Below are 21,690 nucleotides of genomic sequence, written 5' to 3' on the forward strand. Positions count from 1 at the left end.
ACATTGAAGGTCACAGAAAACGAGTCACTTAATTTAAAAATTCAATTAGAAATTTAAGTTAGTCACGCGATCACTCCTCATCCTGGTGGTGGGGAGTTTTCTTATGGATGTAAAACGGCGAGGGCTAACTCAATGGTTTCGTGGAGATCGTCAGGGTTAGGAATTCCTTTGGTGCGAGCGCTTAAGCCAAGGGCAGTTTGGTGAAGATAACGAGCAATTTTTTTTGTCTCAAAGTCTGTTGGCAGCTCTCCCTCGGCAATCGCCTTATTGAGGGCTGCTTCAAAGGCACGTTCCCCCTGTTGACATAACCGCTCCACTTCAGCGGCAACTTTTTGGTCATGGGGAGAAAGTTCAACCATGGCATTAACCAGAAAACAGCCTCGGCAACAATCGGTATTGGCAGTGGCAATTTTCTGATCAAAAAATGTTTCGATATTGGCGATCACTGAACCGGGTTTCAGGAGTTCTGTTTCTAGGGTTTGGACAACCGTTGAACCGTAGTGGGCGATCGCCTCAAGAAAAAGCTGATGTTTGCTACCAAAGGTATTGTAAAGACTTTGGCGTTTAATGCCCATTCGTTCGAGCAATTCTGTCAGGCCAGTGGCATGGTAGCCTTTCTCCCAAAAGAGATCCATCGCTTTATCTAAAACGACTTCCCGTTCAAATGCGAGTTTGCGACCAGCCATAAGTGTTGTGTTGTGAATTGAAATTTTATCGGATTGCTTATCCTAATTCTAGCTTGACCATTAAGTCAAAAAACAAGGTTCTGTGAATTTAGGGCAAGTTCATTAATTTGGCGATCGCCTCGGTCAGTTTTTTGGCTGCACCACGGGAACCGCGCAAATGGTGTAATTCTGATTGGATGGCTGCTAATTTTTCAGGATGGTCTAAAAAATCGAGCATGATATCCGCAACATATTCTGCGGTTAGATCACCGAGCAGTTCGGGAATGATTTTACGATTTGCCCAGATATTCGGCCAAGCGAAAAAGGATTGTTTTTTTTCAATTTGTTTAGCAAGGCGACTATTAAACCAGCGAAGAAACAAAGTCCCGACAAATGGAATTTTTGCAATGAGGCCAGGAATGCCATCCCACGCTTTCATCGCATCGATTTTCTGAGTGGGTAATAGCACGATCATCGGAATCCCCAAGGCTCCGAGTTCGGCAGTATTTGCACCAATTGTAGTCACGCAAAGGCTACAGTCGCGCAAAAAATCATGGGCAGGAAAATCAGTGATTAATTTCACCTGTAGCCCTGTGGGAGTCTCTAAAACAGGTTTTTCGTTAATGTGTTTGAGCTGGGCGGTTTGCCCATTTACGAGTGACACAACGGGATTGTAGCCAGGGTCAGCAAATTTGGCGAGATTCTGTAGCGTTAAAGTGGGCGCAACGGGGAGAAGAAATTGAATATCTGGTTTTGCAAGACGGAGCTGTTCGGCGATCGCCAAACTGAGAGGCAGCCCTTGGGACAATTTCATTGCCTTAGAACCCGGCAATAATCCGATAGTTGTTGCTGTGGACGACGTAGATTCAGCCTTCGAGTCAATATCTACCATCAGATCCCCAACAACTGTGAATTTGTGGTGGTAACGGGGTGGAACTTTTGCTAAAACTTTTTCGTTCATCACACCAAAGCCGTCAATAAATCGCCACCAACGGGCGTCCCATTCTGCATAAATAAACGTTTTAAACCCCAGTCGCTTGCCAATCACGAGCGGGAAAAACTGGTCGCCCCCTAAAAATAAAACCAGTCCTTGGTCAAACCATTGCCAATGTTCTTTTGTTTTCCCAAATAGCAAAAATGGAAAAAAATCTTTGGCATCCTGTACTCGATCAACTTCTGGAAAACTACGGGCGATCGCCGCTTCCTTGCCAGTGCCATTACTGCAAGGCGAAAGAACTACCGAAATGCGTGGTAATGTCCCAAATCGCTGTCGGATCGTCTTTACGACTGGCCGTACCCATGTTGCCACCTCCCCTGGCCCATTGCTGAGAATCAAGAGATCAAAGGGTTGGGACATTAAACAAATTACTCAAAAACTTAAACAAGGCTATTTGGTGACGAACTTAAGAGCGCTCTTCCCGAAAAGATTGACTCATTTCCATTGACTCTAAAGGTCTGGGCGATCGCCAAGATTTGCGTTCCACTGGGGAGAAATTCTTGAGGCGTAAAGGTTTTGAGCGGGATGTTGGTTTTTCGAGGGGTGTAGGTTCGTGCATACCCCGTTCAAATTTTTGGGCAAGGCTGAGAGTTGAAAGAAGCGCTTCTCGCAATACAGTTTCTGTTTCCTCGCGCCATGCTAAGTGCAAAAAAGTGCAGAGTAATTGCTGCTGTTCTGTGGTGAGAGATTGCTCTTGGAGAAGCTGTCGCAAAAAACGAATAGTGGCGAGACGCTTGACACTGCTGCTATGGCTTAAATCATGTAAAGCTGATTCAAATTGCTTATTATTTGTGCCTTTCATCCAACTATTTTTAGTTGTTAAAAGTAGGATTGCAGCAATCATCAAGGTTTGACAGCCCAGAGCTACCACTAACCAATGGTTTTCTGTAGTTTCCCACAGAGCGATCGCCCCGAAACTTACGGAGACGGCGATCGCTCCACTGGCTACGGACATCAGTAACCGTTGATAATCACTGCGCCATATCCGATAAAAAACGTCTAAATATTTTGTCCAAGGTAGGTCGTAGGATGCATATATTGCGCCCATCACTGCCGCGCCGATACCCGTTGCTGCCACGAGTTCCCATTGCCACGCCCAAAGATTTACTGAAGCAGCGCTCACACCACTAATCAAAATAAATCGTTGCCAATTAACCGAGCGGCTAAGGGCAACAACATCCTGTAAACCAACTAAATCTCGACTGATATCGCGTCGAAACTTGTTCGGTCTCTCAGGTTGAGTGTGGGGAAATCTAGTCACAGGTAATCTGAAACGGCGAAATGAAAGAGTCAAAATCGCGAGCAAAGCAGCGAACGACCCCCTAAGCATACCGTAAATTTACAGTGATAAAAGACCTTTAGCCCCGACGTAAACCGGCAAACATATAGCCCAAAATAAAGCCCCCGATCATCGCCCAAAGCTGACCAGATTCTACGAAATTAGTGAGACCTGTTTGGATTTGACCGAGAACATCAGGATCCTCAACGTAACCGCTGAGTTGCTGGCCAATCACCAGTTGGGGTTGCGGTAAAGTTTCGATTAATCCAGCTTGTTGAGCGTCGGCGATAGACTGTAAAGGCTTTTGCAAAGACATGGCTTATAGAGAAGGTTCTACTGACAGGGTTTAACAGTTTCCGATTGTACCTGTACAACCACGAGAGTCATATCATCACTATTGCGGATCTTTGGATAAGTGAATTGACTGACTTTTTTAAACAGCGCATCGACAATTTCATTAGGATTATTGTGGGTGCGGCAGGCCGTTTGGAAACTCTCATAGAGATTTGCTTCATCGAAGCGATCGCCGTGGGCATTTACCGCATCTGTGAACCCATCGGTGTAATACAAAATAATATCGCCTGGCTCTAGGGTGACTTCCCCTTCCTCATATTTGGAGTCCATATCTAGACCGATTAGCATTCCCCAGGTATCGAGTTGCTCAATGGTATCGGTTTGCGCACGCCAGAGGAGAGGTGGATGGTGAGCCGCATTACAGAAAGATAATTTACGGCTGACTGGGTCGTACTCAGAATAAAATAGGGTGACAAAACGGTGGGAGTTGTCGAGGTCGGGATACATCACCCGATTCAGGTGAGAGAGTACCTGTGCGGGAGTGTGACGATTGAGGACTTCTGCCCGCAGCATCCCCCGCGTCATGGTCATAATCAAACCAGCTGGCACACCTTTACCCATGACGTCACCGATCACAATGCTCCAAGGGACACATTGCACAAGTTTGGGGTCGTCTTGGTGACGCACTCGGTCATAATTCGAAGGGATAAAGTCGTAGTAATCACCCCCAACTCGATAGGCATTGCGGCATTCAGCGGCGAGCGCCAAGCCACTAATACGAGGACATTCGCGAGGCAACAGATGATTTTGGATTTCGGAAGCGATTTCCAATTCGCGGTCTTGCTTCTCTTTTTGCCGTAACTTGCGAGTGAGATCATTGTTGGCGATCGCCACAGCAGTTTGATCAGCGACTAACTGCACCAATTTACGGCGCGTAATATCCCAAATATAATTTTCGCTGGTACTAAAAATGAAGAGTCTACCGCGCTCTATATTTTTAACAAGAATTGATGTGCTATGCAGGATAGCTACATTTTCTAACGCTGACTGTAACCAATCATCAAGCTCATCTAATTCTAGTGCTTCAGTGTTACCAGAGCCGAGACTCTCTAATTTTTCAAAAGTCTTTTTAATGACATCAATACCTTCGCCCTGACCACAGTAAATCGCTTCGAGACGGATGCGACCCTCTTTCGTGAAGGTCAATAATACGCCCCCATCGGCATCGGAAACTCGTGCTGAGATGAGTGGCGTTAATTCTAAAAATTGATTGAGATTATTAAAACTGCGGAGTGCAAAACCTAAGGAACTCAAAAGATCTTGAATTTTGGTCTGTTCGCGACTGAGCTTCGCAATTTGGGCCTTGAGAAATTCGACATCCTCTTGAATAGGGTCTGCGGACACGACTTCTGCCTTTGGTTGATGACTAAGTGCGACTAACCGTGACTCTTGGTGCTGAGAGCCCGATCTATTGGCTGGAGGCTGGATGCTAGAGGTTGAGGTCACAATAGTTAGCGCAGGAAATAAAAGGGTTTTGAAATAGTCTTGCGGGTCGTCAGTTTAGCCTCGACATGGAGAACAGAACCTCAGTTCTACTTACTAGTTCAGTGTGTTGACGCAAATTATCTTGGGCGGCGATCGCCATAGCCAGTTGCGACATATTTTTCTTCAATTGCAAATCAAAAAATTACGGGATTTTTTTAGGTCTCGTACATATTTACCAGTAAAGGTTGCTAATTGATAGCTTAATGAATACACCTATGTCAAGTAATTTGTGGGATTGTCATGAAGTTTTATGACGTGGTGGCTGTCATCAAAAGATACGCCCCAAATTCATATTTTTTATGAGGAGCTACGAGCTTCACGGTAGGCCGCGTAAACTCCTTGGACGTTATACCAATTGAGAAAAATACGGGCGACTTCGAGGGCAAGCTGAGAATTGCCACGTTTAATGAGCCAGCTGAGAAGGGGCTTCAGACGTTTTTCATTGAGCCAACCACCGAGAGAAAGAATCCCCCAGAGGATACGGTGTAAGACAGTCATCTGAATCATCATGCGAACTTCCCAGGTAGGATGCTTTTCATAGAAAACAACACCCATCTTGCCGCGCTGAATTTCTTGGTCGATGAGTTTTGGGATTTGCTCCAAGCTAAACGGAGGATGCCAATGGTAGCCCACGGCATCGGGACATTTAATTAGGGTGAGGCCTAGTTTTTTGAGACGTACACCGAGTTCGAGATCTTCCCAGCCGTAGAGCTGAAAGCCAAGATCAAAGAGGCCTGCTTCGAGGAGCCATTTGCGGGCGATCGCCACATTGCCTGTCGCAAAATAAGCAGCTGAATAATCGGTCAATTTATAAGGTTCAGCGGTGGGTTCCTCAAAATTAGCGGTATTGATCACGCGGCCATAGGTGAAGAGGCGATCGCTGCGGAGTTTACGTTTGCCCTGACGAAGACCTTCGAGGTGAGCAGCGAGAAACGTTTCGGTAACAACTAAGTCGCTATCAATAAAAATAATAATGTCGCCCTGCGCTTGCTCTACTCCAAGATTGCGGGCAGCGGCGGCACCTTTATGGGCCTGCTCAAATAGTCGGACATGAGGATATGAATTTGCGTCAGTCTGGAGCCATTCAACGGTGCCATCTGTTGAGCCGTCATCCACCACGACAATTTCGTAGCCCTCATTTTGTAACTCTTCAGGGACTTGCTGGTGTTCGAGGGCATTGAGGCATTTTGTCAAAATCGGTTTGCGGTTGTATGTCGGAATCACAACGCTGATATAAACCAAAATTTTCACCCAACAGAAAAAGACTGCTTTATGTTACTGGATTTTAATAATGTCTTGTGGGGGGATATCCGGTGGCGATCGCCGTAAAGAAGGCGAGTGAGGATGTGTTCTGTCGGTGAACCTGTAATTTCTGCGCACGGTTGCTCAAACAATAGGTTGATTGCCGTACTTTTAAATCAGTTCGTGTGAGGAAATCCCCCTATATCTACTGCTTTATATTTGCCATAATAAATCCATCAATTGACTGAATGGTCAATAATTAGGCGCAAGTTAGAGCACAAAACTATGACGACATCTTCCCCAAAGTTTCTCGAATCTTTTGATCTCAAAGGTTTAGCGTTACAGAATCGTGTTGCGATGGCTCCGATGACAAGGGCGCGGGCAGGAAAAGAGCGTATTCCGAATGAACTGATGGCGGAATACTATGCGCAGCGGGCAGCCACAGGACTGATTATCACAGAGGCCACTACAATTTCTCCCCAAGCGAATGGTTGGAATGAATCCCCTGGTATTTATAGCGACGCGATGGTCGAGGGTTGGAAGAAAATCACAGAGGCCATTCATGCTAAGGGCAGTAAGGTTTTTATGCAGCTCTGGCATTGTGGTCGGGCTTCCCACAGTTCGTTTCATGGTGGGAAACCGGCGATCGCCCCATCTGCAATCAAAATTGAGGATGAGGAGGGATTGATCCACACGCCTAATGGCAAACAGCCCTATGAAGTGCCTCGCGCCATCGAAACAGAAGAAATCCCTTTGATTGTTGAAGAATATCGTCTTGCGGCGGAACGTGCCAAGGCAGCGGGTTTAGACGGCATCGAAGTTCACTCAGCCAATGGCTATTTGCTCGATACTTTTTTGCAGTCGAAAACTAATCACCGGACTGATGAATACGGCGGTAGTATTGAAAATCGTTTTCGGATGTTATCGGAAGTTCTCAAAGCTGTGTTGACTGTTTGGGATTCTGAGCGTGTCGGTGTTCGTCTCTCCCCGAATGGCATGTTTAATGACATGGGTTCGCCGGATTATCGAGAGCAGTTTCTCTATGCCGCAAAGCAGTTAAATCAATACAATTTGGCCTATCTTCATGTGATGGATGGTTTGGCATTTGGCTTCCATGAGCTGGGTGACCCAATGACCCTTGATGAATTTCGTGAGGCCTATGATGGCGTACTCATCGGCAATTGTGGCTATGACCAACTCAGTGCGGAAGCGGCGATCGCTTCGGGTAAGGCTGACATGATTGCGATTGGTCGTCCATTTATTAGTAACCCAGATTTAATTGCGCGATATGCCAACGATTGGGAGCTAAATCCCCCTGCGGATGTGACAACTTGGTCAGCTCCAGGTTCGGCTGGCTACACTGATTTCCCGACCTATCAATCCGTATAGGGTCGAAACCTATTTGTTCTCTGGGCTGGCATGACCAATGACTTTTATTGGAAAATGTGACCAGCCCTCTTTTTATTCCGCCTAATGACTGCCACCCTCGAATTTCTCGATCTAGATAAAAATCGTCCAGCTCCAGGGGAATTGATTACGCAATTACTCGCCCTCGAAAAGTCCGCAAAAAAGGAACGGCGAGTGTATGGCTTTGAGCAGCTCCTCGGTCAATGGCGACTCACCTTTATTACGGGGACAAAAAAAGCCCAGAAACAGGCGGGCAATGTATTGGGAAAGGGGCGTTATCTTCCAGGTTTTGTCACGGTGGCGATCGCCTATTCTGAAGCTCCGGATAATGACCCCACAGCAGAGTGGCAAAAAGGAACGGTTTTAAACTCAGTCAAATTTGGCTTATTAAATCTGGCTGTGTCAGGGGCAATTAAATTTCAGGCGCAGAAACGCTTATTAGCATTTGATTTCACCCACATAACAGTAAAGCTTGGAGGCATTCAACTTTACGATGGCGATATGCGTGGCGGAGATGAAGCTGCTGCAAAATTTCACGCAACCCCAATCGGGAAGCTCCCATTTTTTAGTTATTTTTATGTCGCAGAAAAGGCGATCGCCGCGCGTGGAAAAGGTGGCGGTGTAGCGCTATGGACAAAACTTGATTAGCCTCTTTATGTCCTCTTTGTTTTTATAGTCATTCCACATAATTTTGAAACAGACAAGATCGCCAAAAAATCCAGTAAGTCATCACCTATTTTTAAGGATTACTGCGTTGCATAAATCTGTCTCACCATTGCCGCACGAGAAGATACCTCAAGCTTACGAAATATCCGTTTCAGAGCCTGTTTTACCGAATTTTCTGTGATCCAAAGTTCAGTGCCAATTTCAGCATTTGTTTTTCCCAAAGCAACCAATTCAGCAATTTGTAATTCACGGGAAGTGAGCCGCTCTGTACAAAGAGGTTTTTGCGGTGATCGCCGGGCTGCAACCCAGACAGATACGTGTAAGCAAATTGCACTCAAATCAGCTAAATTCTGCTCATCAAAAGCGGGCATTGACTGTTCACGAGTGCAGCCGATAACGCCAACTAATTGATTATTACTAACGATCGGTCCCGCCATAACATGCCAATGATCAGGTCGAGGACAAATCATTGTCCAAACTTTTGGGGATGTAACCAAAGCCTCATGCACTGGCGTATGACGTTCTGTGAGATAGCGCAACACTGGATTCTTGTTTACTGACAACCCGGTTTCTATCGCTTTTTGTAGTTTTTTATTTGCTAAAGGTAATTGATCAAAAAATAGAATGCCTCGACGCTTTGCCTCAAAATAGTCACCGATTTTGGCAGCAAAATTAGTCTGCAAATCCTGTTCGCTCTTAAGCTGCTGGAGAGATTCAAATAAAAATTTTAGGGGATGGGTCATAGTCAAAACGGTGAAAAAGAGTACCCGATCGAGGACTAGGCGGGGTCAGGGATTTTTTTTAATCTTAGCTTTATTGATTAGGAGAAGAAATCGATGTCCCATTACGCTCACCCCGAAGCTTTGGCAGATACACAATGGTTAATGGATCATCTCAGTAATCCGTTGGTGCGTATTGTAGAAGTCGATATGAGTCTAGATTCCCACAAGGATAATCATATTCCCGGTGCAATTTTTTGGAACGTTTTTGCAGATTTACTTCAGCCTGACCACAGTATCAATCTCGATCCTGCGGCGATCGCTCGCTTACTTTCACGCTCAGGTATTACCCCAAAGACAACGGTTATTGCCTACGGTAGCTATCCTGGCACAGGGGCATGGATTTTTTGGTTATTGAAACTTTTCGGTCACGAAAAAGTATTGGTGCTGAACGGCGGGCATCAAAAGTGGGTAGCCGAGAATCGCCCTGTAACCTCAGAACTTTCTGAGTTTGCCCCTACGCAATATCCTCAAAAAACAATTAATTCGAGTCTGAGAGTGCTTCAAGCCGAAGTACAAGCTTCTTTGGAACAGCCAGATTGCATTTTGCTAGATGTTCGTAGCCAAGAAGAATATCGAGGCGAAATATATTTGCTGCAACCGCCGAAAGAGGATGAACGAGGCGGGCATATACCCGGTGCGATTCATCTCGAACATGCGTTGACATTAAATGAAGATAGCACTTTCAAATCTCCGGCAGAATTAAGCAATCTCTACAATAGTAGTGGCATTACAGCGGAGAAAGAAGTGTTTCCTTACTGCGCTATTGGGGGACGTTCTGCATATATTTGGTTTGTTCTAAAATACTTGCTCGGATATCCTAAGGTGCGAAATTATGATGGTTCTTGGAATGAGTGGAGTCGTTTACCCAATGTCCCAATCGAGCAATAATCATCCACGATTAGATATTTAGAAACTCAAGAAAAGGCGATCGCCGCGTATGGAAAAGGTGGTGGTGTAGCGCTGTGGACAAAGCTGACTTAATGGATTTGGAATGGAAGCTTAACCAAAAATAGCAGCCGTAGGTGCACTGATTTTTAACTTACCCATCATGCCTAAATCTTCATGATCAAGAATGTGGCAATGGTAGACTGTCTCACCAGTGAAATGCTCAAACTTCATTCGGATTTTGATGGTTTCGCCGACTTTTACTAAAACTGTGTCGTGCCAGACAATCATCTCTTCTGGAATGCCATTGCGGCTAATAATCTGAAATTTGTTGGTATGGATATGGAAAGGGTGATCCATCGTTCCCATATTCTTAATCTCCCAATCTTCCACCGTATCGAGAGTGACTTCAGTTTGCACTGCACCGGAATAGGATTCGCCATTAATCAAAAATGCCATCCCCTGCCCTTTCACCATGCCATGGTTGAGCGTGAATTGCCTTGTTTGCTGAGGTTCTGGTAATTGCTCAATAGGCTGTAAGGTCTCAGGCAAATACACAACATCAAAATCTTTTGCTGCCCGCTTAAAGTCGGCGATCGCCTCAATTGTTTGCGGAGTTTGGTTTCCCATCATGCCCATTTGAGTACGTTTATAAGGGAGATTAAGGAGATGAATCGGAATATCCGGTAAATCGGCGGTATGGATTAAAAGTTCAGCTCTTTGTCCGGGGGTGAGCAGCAATTTATCGATTTCGATGGGTTGAGATAATGCCCCACCATCATTGGAAATTTGGACTAGCTTTTGTCCCTTGATTTCCAAATGGTAAAACCTTGAAGGGGAAGCATTAACCAGACGCAACCGCAGCAAATCTTCTGTCACCTCAATGCTCGGATGGTAACTGCCATTCACCAATCGCAATGAGCCTTCCCGACCTGCCATTAAATTCATGTGGCGGCTATTGGCATCCGGTGACGCAAAATCCTGCAACAGAAAAAATTCTTCCTGAGCCACCGCAATTTCTGGAATCTCATCCAATGCCCCTCGCACGACAATGATGCCAGCTAGTCCTCGAAAGAGCTGTTCTGCGACCGAGCCATGGAGATGAGGGTGATACCAGTGGGTTCCAGCTCGCTGTTGGGGATGAATATCTAGCTCATAGGTATGGCTTTGACCTGGGGCAATTTTTAGAAAAACATTGTCCTGATCTGGCGATAGGTGCAAGCCATGGAAATGTAAATTTGTCGCTTGGTCGAGATCATTTTTGAAATGGATAATGAGGCGATCGCCGGCATTAACTTCTAGGCGAGGCGCTGGAATTTGACCGTTGTAGGTCATCATCTGTGGGAATGGCTGTTCCGCTAAAACCAAGTCACTATACTGCGCAGTTAAATCAATTTCTAGTAACCCATTCTCGCTACGAAATACCTGAGTAGGAGTTTCATTATTAGCCGGAGTGTTTGGGATAGAAGAATTCCCACAACTCTTCAGTGCGAAAGCTCCCAATGTTCCTAGCGCTCCCATTGTGATAAATTCTCGCCGCCGAATTCCCATTTTCTTTACCTGATTGACCGCTCGATTTCGCAATGATTTTCTATTCGTAACTGGCAAACACTGATGTTGAGCCATCACGATTTAACGCCAAAACATCATAGGGCTGAGTTTTATTCGCCATTTCCATACCAGGAGAACCAATGGGCATTCCCGGCACAGTGAGGCCAATAGCTTCTGCGGGAGGGTTAGCGAGGAAGTGTCTTACTTCTGCTGCTGGGATATGTCCTTCAAAAACAAAACCTTCAGCAATAGTCGTATGGCAAGACGCAAGCTCGGGGGTGATGCTGTACTGTTCTTTGATTGATGTGATGTTTTCCTGCTGGCGATCGCCAATGACAAAGCCATGGGTTTGAGCATGGTCAATCCAAAGTCCACAACACCCGCAAGTCGGTGTCCGAAAAACCTCTGCTTCAATAGGTTGGGTCTGAGACACAGTTGTATGGGTCGATTCAGCTGTCGTAGAAACAGAGCGGGATTGAGTAAACCAATACCAACTACCACCAATACCCAAGCCAATAGCAACCAAACTTCCGATCATTAACCGCTTCATAGATTTCAAGAAATATTTCGATAGGGCATTTCGTCCACCTTAAACTCTCTAGTTCACTGGAGAGTCAAGGTGTTTTAATGAAGTTTTGAAGAGACTTAGATCGAAAATTCCAAGCGATGACTAATGCCCATGAAATATTGCTCGCCCATGATCCCAAATTCCATACAGGTGAGACTCAAGAGTCGGAAGTAAATCAATCTGAATCAACACTAGAGCTTTCTGATGAGAAAGCGGAAGAGTTTGCTCCACCTGTAGAACCTTTGGAAATAACGGCAACGGAACTCACGCCTATTTATGAAAATGCCATCAGTGTTGAGCAGATTGTTAATGTTACGAGCTTTGCTTTGCTGTTGATTGTGCCGGTTGTTTTTTGGTTATTCCGATATCGGCAATGAAGTTGAGTTGGTTTGGCAAAGAATTATTCCTTTGCGGAGGTTCGCAGGTTAGAATCGTTTGCACAAATCTTGACTTAATTCCCCTTAATTTTTTATGCACCTAAAGCTCGGCTGGCTCTATCCAACTCTGATGGGAACTTACGGTGATCGCGGTAATGTGATTTGTCTCGAAAAACGGGCGCAGTGGCGAGATATTGAGGTGGAAATTGTGGCGCTCGATCAGGAAGCACCGCTAGAGGCTTGGTCAGATATTGATCTGATTGTGGGTGGTGGCGCGCAGGATCGTCAGCAAGAAATTGTGATGCGAGATTTGCAGGGAGCGAAGGCCGCAAAATTCAAATCGCTTATTGAGGACGGCGTGCCTGGTGTGTTTACCTGTGGGTCGCCGCAACTGCTCGGAAAATACTATGAACCTGCTGTCGGACAACGCATTGAAGGGTTAGGGATTTTAGATTTGGTCAGTAAGCATCCCGGCTTTGATGCGAAACGGTGTATCGGCAATGTGGCGTTTGAAATTACAGCAAATCCTTTAGCTGATGACCTTGCGAAAAAATTAGGTTCTAAACCAGTGGCGCTTGGTTTCGAGAATCATGGCGGTCGAACCTATCTCGGTGATGTGCAGCCTCTAGGTAAAGTGCTGACTGGCTATGGTAATAACGGTGAAGATGGTTGGGAAGGTGCGTTTCATAAGATGGCGATCGCCACCTATGCCCATGGCCCCCTCTTGCCGAAAAATCCATTTATTGCAGATTGGCTCCTCGAAAAAGCCCTCGAACGTAAATATGACAAAACGGTGGAATTCTCTGCACTTGACGATCAGCTGGCGACCGATGCCCGTGAGACTATGTTTAACCGCCTAAATTTAACCGAACTAAACACTTCTGCCTAAACTAAGCTCGTACAATGAAGGGCGCAGCTTGGCGATCGCCTAATCCAGCTAAAGATACATTCGTGTGAATAGCTTGATTCTTGACGGACAAAAGCATTATTTTTTCTGAACACTGAGTTTCGAGAACCGATGGACAACGAGTCAAAAGGCCTTTTAATTCTAATCCTTCCCTTCGCGATGGTGATGACCTTTGTCGTTACCGCTTGGCCGTTAATCGTTCTGGCGATCGCCTTTTCGATTGCGTGGCGACTGTGGCAAGAATACCAATGGCAACAGCTGTCCCTTGCGATTAATCCCGATTTTCGGCGGCTCATCGAATCAAACCAAGGCAAAATTACCGTCGCGGATCTTGCCCTCGAAACAGGTTTATCCGGCGGTTCTGCTCGATGGTTCCTCACTCGCAAAGCGAAAGAATATGGTGCCCAGGCGATCGCCTACGAAAATCGCGGCATTATCTACTACTTCCTGACGGTTTCTGCGTTGGGGAATATGTTTGACGATAGCGATCCAGACTTTGAACTTGAAGAGCCAGAGTTTGAACTGGATAGTTTTGAACTCGCTGATGCAGTGCAACCAGAGCCAGAAGAAGCTTCTTCTTCCCCAAATGACATTGCCCAACTGCTAGATATGGACGATGATTCCTCGCGGGTGAGTGATATTTCGTCGTTGGTGGATTTACACTCAGCCCAAGCCCTCGATCCACTTATTCAGGCAGACCTCGCAAAACGTCTCGATGTTCACCCCAGCACCCTCCGCAAACGTCGCACTGAAGAAGGTTTTCTAGAGTGGAGTCGCAGCAAAGACCCTCAAAATGTTGGCTGGGAATTTGATACTGAATCCAGACAGTTTCTCCCTAAGGTTTAATTCGCCTCACTTTTTTTAATTAATACTCCCCTCAATATTTCCTATGACAATGGATCTCGAACAGTTGCATCTACAGTTTCCGGCGATCGCAGCGAAGTCCTATTTTAATTTTGGTGGACAGGGGCCTCTATCTCAAAAATCCCTGAATGCAATCATCTCCAGCTACGACAAAGTGCAAGTGCAAGGGCCATTTTCTATTGCGGTGAATGATTGGGCACAGGATGTAATGGCTGCCACAAAACAGGCGATCGCCACAGAGATTGGTGCTCAGCCCAGAAATATTGTCCTCACTGAAAATGTCACGATTGGCTGCAATATTGCGTTGTGGGGTATCGAGTGGCAAGAAGGTGATGAAGTTTTGGTGGGGGATTGTGAGCATCCCGGCGTCATTGGCACGCTCCAAGAATTGGTGCATCGCTTTGGCATAAAAATAAATTTCTGCCCAATTTTTGACACGCTTAACGAAGGCAATCCTACTGAAGTTATTGCCCAGCATCTAACCCCGAAAACCCGCTGTTTAGTGATTAGCCACTTGCTCTGGAATACCGGACAGGTTTTACCAATAAAAGACATTTGTGAGCTATGCCATAAACAAGATGTCCAGGTGATGGTGGACGCTGCGCAATCCGTCGGCAGTCTCGCCCTAAATTTAGAAGATATCGGCGGTGATTTTTATGCGTTTACTGGCCATAAATGGTGTTGTGGTCCAGCAGGTGTAGGTGGTTTGTATGTGTCTGAAGCTGCAATGCCAACTTTGCGACCGACATTTATCGGCTGGCGTGGTGTCAAAATTTGGCCTTCCCCTTTCGACGTCAAACTCAAAAACGATGGCAATCAATACGAAGTTGCGACCTCAGCCTATCCGCTGCAAGCAGGCTTAACGGAAGCGATTAAGCTCCACCAAAGCTACGGGACAGCAGAGGAGCGCTACGCCAAAATTTGTGAGATGAGTGCTTACGCTTGGGAAAGATTAGGTTCAATTGATGCAGTGTCTTGCCTTAAAAATACTCCACCAAAATCAGGCTTAGTTTCCTTCACCGTTGACTCTCCTATCGGTCACAAAAAGCTCGTCGAAATCCTCGAAGAAAAGGGGTTTTGTCTGCGGACTCTCACCTATCCAGATTGCATTCGCGCTTGTACTCACTACTTCACAAGCCATGCTGAAATTGATCAATTGATTATTGCAATAAAAGCTCTGCTGTGAATACCGCTTACTTAAGTTAAAAATACTTTTCCTCTTGTACATAACAGAAAAAATACATTTAGGTAAATCAGTTTTCCTCGGCTACCATTCAGAGAAATATCTTTTTTAAAAGTTATCAAGAGCCATAGAAAAAATTATTCACCATATTATTATTTAGAGGAGAAATATCTCGAACACGGACGCGATTTAACTTTTTAAGTTGTTGAATATCCGTGAGCAATTCAGAAATGGTATTTCCTTTTTTGAGTATGACTTGAGTTAAAACTTGAGAACTTCTATTTTCTTTGATTGGTTGAACACTATGAATATTATATTCCCAACAATAGTCTTTATCTAAAAAAACTATCAGCTCTGATAAAGCACCGGGTTGATTATATAAATTCAGCTGTAAGTTGACTCCGAGTAAGTCACAATTCCACTGCAAATCAATCAAATCATCCGAATGCATGTGCTTAATATAATCGCAGCATTTAGTATGAACACGAATAGGCCTTCTACCAGAAGATATAATACCGGCTATATCATCATTAAGGCTGGGATTACAGCATATGGATATGTTATATCTTTTAGTTTTGAGTAGATCTTTATTGTAGGGTGATAAGAAAAAGCTGTATTCAACATTTTCAATACTATCTAGAAGCATTTGAAGTTCTTCGATCTTAATCCTGCCCAGACCTAAATATAGAACCAAATCTCTTCTGGATTTTATTCCTTTCAAAGAGTTAAGATCATTATATATAGATGCCTCTTCAAGCATTCTTCTTTGATTTTTATTGAGGCTTTTATTAATTATCTTCCAACCTTTTTTTCTGTAAGATCTCTCAAAAGCTTTTGTTAAAGCTTTTACAGTGCTTTTTTTTCGGCAATATAGCCTTAGATATTTTTCAAGATCAGAATACAAAGTAGCATTTAGATTAGTAGATTTAAATATATCATTTGGCTTTCCTCGAACGATTTCAATAGTTTCCCCTCCTCTTAAAATATGATTTAAAGGGACTTGGATTCCATCTACTACAGCTCCTATACAACTTGTTGTGAATTTTGTATGTAGAGAATGGGCAAAATCAATTGGTGTGGCGTTGCAAGGCAACTCGACAATCCTTCCTTTCGGAGTCTTAACAAAAATAGAATTATTACAACTCTCAATCTTTGGAATAAAGCGGACATCTTGATTTAAATGGGCCAAAAACTCTCCCAGATCATAAATGGGAGTTTGGAAATGCTTAAAGAACTTCGGGTTCAACTCTAAAATCTGCTTTAAAATTACTTTACTGTCTTCCGTACAAACAACAGCATCTGCCTTAATCATTTTTGCAGAGACTAGTATTAAACCTTCATGATAACAAGACTCTTCTGGCAAATCTAACTCTACAAAATCCTCACCGCATTGATCCAAAGAAATGTTATTTTCAAGAGTTATATATTGATTTAATTGTCTCATTTGATCACGAAATTGCTGTCTAGAAGAACACGAATCTTCGATAGACACCTGGATAAAGCTACTCAAACCAGGATGCAGATAAACTGAAACAATATCTGCTTCTATAAGTTTTTTAAATACCTGAGCATTTTCTATTTTTTTGTATAGATTTTCTTCTTCAGGAGTGGACCACCCATTGCTCAGTATCCAATCAACTAAAAGATGCCCACATACGGTTACCTTAATCATTAGTACACTCCTGATTTATTTATCTACTGTTTATTCTTTTTCCTTTGTGTTGTAGGTCTAAATTTCTTTAGATTCATTCTCTCTCGAATGATTTTTCCTTTCTCTGTCCTTTCCTGTAATCTTTTTTTGATGTTCTCTTTTGTATCAGGACTAGCAGGAACAACCATCAGCTCTCCTTCACCAATCTTTCTCAACAAACCTGAAATCCAAGGCTTATCGCCATAATAAATCCCGTACTCTTCTGCAATATCCTCTAAGACTAAACAAGTCTTAGATGGTAAGCGCATACTAATGGATTCATTATCCTCTTTTGGGCGTTTGCCTCTACCTTTTTCCAGCCCACTAATGTTGGGATTAGGATTTGCCATAGCTTTATTACTCTTTCAATTTCCTCAGATCAAGTGGGAAACACCTCTTTTAATATCCATTATCGTAAGAACCTCATTCAAGTTCGTCAATAGTCTTTCCAAAACTGACCAGAAGTATGACTTTTTGTTAACGAGAAATGGACAGACTATACACAAAGCACCTAGGTGGGTATACACTTTTGGGACAAGTATCAGTAACCTAATAGAGGTATTGGATATGAGAAATTCTTATGAAGCACTTTGTGGCAAGGTCGCAGACAAGCTAGACGAAATAGAATTTCAGGTAATTGTTGGCGGCCGCTACCTCATGGCTGAAGCATATTATCTCGGGACTCATGTCGTAATTGAAGTAGGGGATCAGGTATTAGTGCTAGGGACAAAAGGAGCAAAAGTCTTGATCGCACCATTCTATGAAGATGCTTTTTTGACATAGTACGCTCATAGAAATTTGGATGAGATTAGGCGGTGAGAAAAAGATTTTCACTTGATAGAAAGATAACTAAGGCTGAATTTTAGAACTATCAAAAAATGATATCTGCTGTCCTATAACCAACCCAATATCAAGAATCTGAATTCGATCATTTATGTTTAAAGCAAGAGTATTTTCGGCAGTATTCTATGAGTTTTGATATTCTCCTAGGCTTCTGAATCTTTTATCTAAACATGATCTTTAGGGACTAAGCAATTGGATTTGCTTCTAGAAAAAAATATTTTGAAATCGTAGTGATTAAGGAGTTCGATGATGATAACTCAATATGACTGCAGGCGGAGCGGTTGCGAAATTTTGATACACCCTGATGACCCACGACAATGGTATTGCCGCTATTGCAATCAGCGCTTTTATAAGTCCAATAATAAAACTGATGACAAATCCAATGGAAGTTTCTTTCTATTGTTTATAGGTCTTCTAATACTGATCTTATTATTGAGCTTGTCTTTTTCTGAGGAAATCAATAATTCACCTCAGGAGTTCCCTTCTAGCGGAATATCATCAAAAACTCACATGTGAGTTTTTGATGATTAATAGCAAGAATTAGTCAATTATGATTGAGCAAATCATAATTGACTTTAAAGGATAAATGGAAAGATCTACATGCAACCTTTTTGTAAATCAAGATGGAAATGAAATCAAGATGGAAATGAAATCAAGATTCTATACGATAAATCTAGCAAGCATAAAGACGCATTAATCAAACCGAAGAACTTTTCCGAACACTTTGAATGGCAATGTCAACTTAAGCAAGAGGTATTCACAGCAAGGTGCATGGGAAGATTCAAATCCCCTGGCCATGCCCAACGATTTTTATCAGCATTTGAACCAATACGAGGATACTTCTACCCACATCAACCCCAGCATCCGGCCAGAGAATATCGAGAAATAATGAGTCAACGAATAGAGAGTTGGCGGAAATTAATACGTTTAGAGAAGGGCTCCCAAATCAGAGACAGCCGCTCCTTCCTTACAAAAAAATTGTAGCTACTTTCCTCAAATCTTCAGTTAAGTTGACAATGCCCCAACGAGAAATGCGCGAAGAAACTAATTGGTCACATCTCCAAATATTGGGCTGCTTTTATTCTGTGAGGAGAATGGAATTAGAAGTAATGGGCAAAGGATGAAAACATCAGGCTAAATCCTGAAGTCGATTAATCGCGGAACGAAGAGGTTTCTCGTTGTAGGGCATAATATGAGGGAACATTTCGCGAAAAAAAGACGTTTCAAGACCTGTAACCCCATGCCTATTCACCGAGCGATCGCCTAAATTATTGTTATGCGCCCCAGTCTCCAAACGGTTACTGCTCCTGCATCACTGGAGGATCTAACCCTGACCCGGACTCCCGATGGTCAGCAGTTGGAGAATATCAAAAGTCATCTTGACTTGATTTTGTTGGCGCTGGAGTCTCTCGCGGGGATTGGTTCAGAAGCGATGTTATTGGCAGCGAAGGAATTAGACCTCGAATCTGTGATCGGCGATCGCGTTACCCTGTGGCGACTGCGGCAATCCAACCCCCTACGAAAAAGTAGTGGTGGTCGAAAAAAGTTAGACGTTGAGGAGGCACGGTCTCTCGTATTAATCATTTGTCATCTCGCACAGCAGGAGCAGGAAAATATTCGCCGTGCCTGTGCCCTCTTGGAGCAGGTGACCGAGCAAGGAAAAGAACCCCATCGCGCGGCATTACTTGGGGATTACCTCGATAATTTCAGTAATACGTATCAGGAACGGATGGACGAAGAGAGTCCGGCTCCCCCCGAATTTTTGGTGCGTTTAGCCTTCAAGCTTTTAATAGATTTGTTATTCTACGGAGCAAATAATGGTCATCGCCGTTTGTGGCTCGCGTTAATGGATCATGCAACAGAATAAACCCTCATTTTTGTCCAAGTTACCTAACCCTTTTGATTTGACCGAAGTTTAGATTTTATGCTCACACCCACCCTAATCCGACGATATACACCGCCGACTTGCAGCCTAGAAGTGGTTGCAAAGACTTCTGCGTTGTCCCAATGGACAGGGAATCCGGTGATCAAAGAATTAGACTTTGAACTGAGTCTCGATGATCCACGCCTCGTCACTGAAAATAAAATCTTGCTCACGGGCGATCGCCAACAACTGGAAGATTTGGTGGAAGTGGTCACGGATTATGTCCAGAATTTTCTCCAGCAAACGAATCCCGTTTTTGATTTTGCGCCGACCCAAAATATTTACACTTATCAAACCCCCGGTAGTAACGCTGGCAATATTGCGACGATTGCACGACCCCAACTAGAAACAAAAGGATTACTTTCCCACCGATTACATTTAGGACGCTTGGCGAACGATGTTTCTGGGCAAACAATTCAGCTTAGTGCCACACAACTTTATGACCTCGCCAACGCTCTAGAATCCTATAGTGCTGACATGGTGGCGCTACCCACTTTAACCGCTGGCCGTAATCGGAAAAATGTGATGCGTTGGGGGGCGATCGCCGCATCATTCCTCATCGTTGTGGGTGTGAGCAAAACAGCCTTTGATTTACAGCAATCCTCACAAAATGAAACTGCTGCCAGCCTTGAAGCTGTCGAAGAAACTGCGACTGAGTTTGAACAGCAAGTTGTTCCACCAGATTTGCATTCGTCCTATACATTCACAGAAGTCCCCGAGCTCGAAGAAGCCTTAGAAGCAGAAAAAGCCGATCCCTCCACTGTGCAGCTAGAGGCGATCGCCACGAATCCTACACCTGCCGGTTCACCAAAACCGGCTAGTCCACAACCCGCTGCGAGTTCTGCACCGCCGCCATCAGAGACTGCAACTGCTGGAGGAAGTCTGGAGTCAGTGCCGCGACCCCCTGCAATTGCGAATGCTCCGACACCAATTATTCCTCGCCAGCAAGCGAGTAGTGGCATTGAATCTGCTGCACCGTCTGTAGCTCGCGAAGCTCCTATTGCTACAGCCTCTCCCCCAGCGCCAGCACCAAGCGTTACGGCTGCAGCACCTGCCGATGGCAATTTTGGCACTTCTGCACAACGAGGCGCTTCAATCGGTTTGAATAGTGTTGCTGCCGACTATAGTTATAGTGCGGATGCCTATGATGATTCTGTCAGTGGTGAAGTCACAGCCGCTCCAGTTGACCCAGTATTGACAGGCGATCGCCTCGAACAGACCCAACAGTATTTTGATTCTCGTTGGCAAACTCCTGAAGGATTAGAAGAAACCCTCGAATATCGTCTCAATATCGATCAAACGGGTAACCTCCAAAAAGTTGTGCCTCTTGGCAAGGCATCAGAGCTCTACCAAAGTCGATTAAGCTATCTCGCCACTGGAAACAAGATTGTTGGTGCTACTGAAAATCCTGCGCAAACGATTCGTTTAGTGCTTGACCCAGATGGCACTGTCCAAACTTTTGAGGAATAATTCGCGACATTAAGCAAGACGAGTCGAGTCGCTTTTTTCTTGCTTATACTGCTTAAGTTTCTTCTGGATTGCCCCTTGTAAATCGCGGCGATGGACTTCAGTGCCATTATTTAAATCACCTGCCGTTTCGAGGAAAACGATACTGTCTAATTTCTTTAGAGCAAACAGCTGAAACAAAATATGAGTCACTGGAATGAGTTGCGCCGTGAGATCTGGATCCGGGCGATCGCCTTCCATTTGCTCAAATAATTTGGCATCTTCGAGGGTTGTGAATGCGTAGATTACTTTTTTCTCCAGCATCGGATCGCGACGATTGCTGAGGGTGGTGAGGAGCCAATTTCCCTGCACCGATTGATATGCAAAATATTCGTTGTGTTTGAGCTGAGTCGCAAAGCTTTTGAGGACAGGGTTCACAGCCTTCGCAATAACATTGGGAGTCACACCATCCTTGGGGGCTTGGTCAACGAGGATTTGCAATTGTTGCTCTAAATTCATCGCTAACTCCGGGGGCGATCGCCACAAATCAATAGTGCAATTATATCGAGTTTATG

General features: G+C 44.4%; 22 protein-coding genes. 10 read left to right on the plus strand and 12 right to left on the minus strand.

Features of this window, described 5'->3' with window-relative positions; translation table 11 throughout:
* Positions 1-101 precede the first annotated feature (101 nt).
* The 6 genes from LEPTO7376_RS19780 to LEPTO7376_RS19805 all read right to left on the minus strand — a co-directional run bounded on the left by LEPTO7376_RS19780 (position 102) and on the right by LEPTO7376_RS19805 (position 6,025).
* Positions 102-686 (minus strand): TetR/AcrR family transcriptional regulator, encoded by a 585-nt coding sequence (locus LEPTO7376_RS19780; RefSeq protein WP_015135826.1) that lies wholly within the window; start codon positions 684-686, stop codon positions 102-104.
* An 88-nt stretch (positions 687-774) separates the two neighbouring features.
* Positions 775-2,022 carry a hypothetical protein gene (locus LEPTO7376_RS19785; protein ID WP_015135827.1) on the minus strand — a complete coding sequence of 416 codons (1,248 nt, stop codon included), beginning with the start codon at positions 2,020-2,022 and terminating at the stop codon, positions 775-777.
* A gap of 46 nt (positions 2,023-2,068) precedes the next feature.
* Entirely contained in the window at positions 2,069-2,923 is an 855-nt protein-coding gene (locus tag LEPTO7376_RS19790; RefSeq protein ID WP_160148527.1) for a hypothetical protein, read from the minus strand.
* A 97-nt stretch (positions 2,924-3,020) separates the two neighbouring features.
* Positions 3,021-3,257, minus strand: coding sequence for a hypothetical protein (locus LEPTO7376_RS19795; RefSeq protein ID WP_015135829.1), 237 nt, complete (start codon positions 3,255-3,257; stop codon positions 3,021-3,023).
* Positions 3,258-3,274: 17 nt separating this feature from the next.
* A complete protein-coding gene (locus tag LEPTO7376_RS19800) occupies positions 3,275-4,741 on the minus strand; it encodes a PP2C family protein-serine/threonine phosphatase (RefSeq protein ID WP_015135830.1) in 1,467 nt (488 codons plus the stop codon).
* Between the two features lie 336 nt (positions 4,742-5,077).
* A complete protein-coding gene (locus LEPTO7376_RS19805; RefSeq protein WP_264309037.1) occupies positions 5,078-6,025 on the minus strand; it encodes a glycosyltransferase family 2 protein in 948 nt (315 codons plus the stop codon).
* A gap of 282 nt (positions 6,026-6,307) precedes the next feature.
* Here LEPTO7376_RS19805 and LEPTO7376_RS19810 point away from each other — a divergent pair, with 282 nt between their 5' ends.
* A complete protein-coding gene (locus LEPTO7376_RS19810; RefSeq protein WP_015135832.1) occupies positions 6,308-7,411 on the plus strand; it encodes an alkene reductase in 1,104 nt (367 codons plus the stop codon).
* 84 nt (positions 7,412-7,495) lie between these two features.
* The gene (locus tag LEPTO7376_RS19815; RefSeq protein ID WP_015135833.1) at positions 7,496-8,077 is read left to right on the plus strand and encodes a hypothetical protein; all 582 of its coding nucleotides are present in this window, start codon (positions 7,496-7,498) and stop codon (positions 8,075-8,077) included.
* Positions 8,078-8,175: 98 nt separating this feature from the next.
* On the opposite strand, the gene LEPTO7376_RS19820 is transcribed toward LEPTO7376_RS19815, so the two are convergent.
* Entirely contained in the window at positions 8,176-8,838 is a 663-nt protein-coding gene (locus LEPTO7376_RS19820; protein WP_015135834.1) for a LuxR C-terminal-related transcriptional regulator, read from the minus strand.
* A 93-nt stretch (positions 8,839-8,931) separates the two neighbouring features.
* Here LEPTO7376_RS19820 and LEPTO7376_RS19825 point away from each other — a divergent pair, with 93 nt between their 5' ends.
* A complete protein-coding gene (locus LEPTO7376_RS19825; RefSeq protein ID WP_015135835.1) occupies positions 8,932-9,765 on the plus strand; it encodes a sulfurtransferase in 834 nt (277 codons plus the stop codon).
* 111 nt (positions 9,766-9,876) lie between these two features.
* Here LEPTO7376_RS19825 and LEPTO7376_RS19830 read toward each other — a convergent pair whose 3' ends face one another.
* Complete coding sequence (locus LEPTO7376_RS19830; RefSeq protein WP_225901136.1) at positions 9,877-11,388, minus strand: multicopper oxidase family protein; 1,512 nt, start codon at positions 11,386-11,388, stop codon at positions 9,877-9,879.
* Entirely contained in the window at positions 11,354-11,863 is a 510-nt protein-coding gene (locus tag LEPTO7376_RS19835) for a DUF411 domain-containing protein (protein ID WP_160148528.1), read from the minus strand. The genes LEPTO7376_RS19830 and LEPTO7376_RS19835 overlap by 35 nt, the downstream gene beginning before the upstream one ends.
* A gap of 116 nt (positions 11,864-11,979) precedes the next feature.
* Between LEPTO7376_RS19835 and LEPTO7376_RS19840 the strand changes: the two genes are divergently transcribed.
* From LEPTO7376_RS19840 to LEPTO7376_RS19855, 4 genes are all read left to right on the plus strand, one after another.
* Positions 11,980-12,258 (plus strand): hypothetical protein, encoded by a 279-nt coding sequence (locus LEPTO7376_RS19840; RefSeq protein WP_015135838.1) that lies wholly within the window; start codon positions 11,980-11,982, stop codon positions 12,256-12,258.
* A gap of 94 nt (positions 12,259-12,352) precedes the next feature.
* On the plus strand, positions 12,353-13,147 hold the full coding sequence (locus LEPTO7376_RS19845) for a type 1 glutamine amidotransferase (RefSeq protein ID WP_015135839.1): 795 nt from the start codon (positions 12,353-12,355) through the stop codon (positions 13,145-13,147).
* 129 nt (positions 13,148-13,276) lie between these two features.
* Positions 13,277-14,011, plus strand: coding sequence for a hypothetical protein (locus LEPTO7376_RS19850; protein WP_015135840.1), 735 nt, complete (start codon positions 13,277-13,279; stop codon positions 14,009-14,011).
* Between the two features lie 43 nt (positions 14,012-14,054).
* A complete protein-coding gene (locus LEPTO7376_RS19855) occupies positions 14,055-15,215 on the plus strand; it encodes an aminotransferase class V-fold PLP-dependent enzyme (RefSeq protein ID WP_015135841.1) in 1,161 nt (386 codons plus the stop codon).
* 115 nt (positions 15,216-15,330) lie between these two features.
* Here LEPTO7376_RS19855 and LEPTO7376_RS19860 read toward each other — a convergent pair whose 3' ends face one another.
* Entirely contained in the window at positions 15,331-16,884 is a 1,554-nt protein-coding gene (locus tag LEPTO7376_RS19860) for a TGS domain-containing protein (protein ID WP_015135842.1), read from the minus strand.
* A 23-nt stretch (positions 16,885-16,907) separates the two neighbouring features.
* Positions 16,908-17,252, minus strand: coding sequence for a hypothetical protein (locus LEPTO7376_RS19865; RefSeq protein ID WP_015135843.1), 345 nt, complete (start codon positions 17,250-17,252; stop codon positions 16,908-16,910).
* A 217-nt stretch (positions 17,253-17,469) separates the two neighbouring features.
* Between LEPTO7376_RS19865 and LEPTO7376_RS26635 the strand changes: the two genes are divergently transcribed.
* The 3 genes from LEPTO7376_RS26635 to LEPTO7376_RS19880 all read left to right on the plus strand — a co-directional run bounded on the left by LEPTO7376_RS26635 (position 17,470) and on the right by LEPTO7376_RS19880 (position 21,139).
* Positions 17,470-17,685, plus strand: coding sequence for a hypothetical protein (locus LEPTO7376_RS26635; RefSeq protein ID WP_015135844.1), 216 nt, complete (start codon positions 17,470-17,472; stop codon positions 17,683-17,685).
* Between the two features lie 1,336 nt (positions 17,686-19,021).
* Positions 19,022-19,612 (plus strand): DUF3038 domain-containing protein, encoded by a 591-nt coding sequence (locus LEPTO7376_RS19875; RefSeq protein ID WP_015135845.1) that lies wholly within the window; start codon positions 19,022-19,024, stop codon positions 19,610-19,612.
* A gap of 57 nt (positions 19,613-19,669) precedes the next feature.
* On the plus strand, positions 19,670-21,139 hold the full coding sequence (locus tag LEPTO7376_RS19880; protein ID WP_015135846.1) for a DUF4335 domain-containing protein: 1,470 nt from the start codon (positions 19,670-19,672) through the stop codon (positions 21,137-21,139).
* 9 nt (positions 21,140-21,148) lie between these two features.
* Here the strand turns inward: LEPTO7376_RS19880 and LEPTO7376_RS19885 are convergent, their stop codons facing one another.
* Positions 21,149-21,634 (minus strand): hypothetical protein, encoded by a 486-nt coding sequence (locus LEPTO7376_RS19885; RefSeq protein ID WP_015135847.1) that lies wholly within the window; start codon positions 21,632-21,634, stop codon positions 21,149-21,151.
* Between the last annotated feature and the right edge of the window lie 56 nt (positions 21,635-21,690).

The organism is [Leptolyngbya] sp. PCC 7376, from assembly GCF_000316605.1.
GTDB lineage: Bacteria > Cyanobacteriota > Cyanobacteriia > Cyanobacteriales > MRBY01 > MRBY01.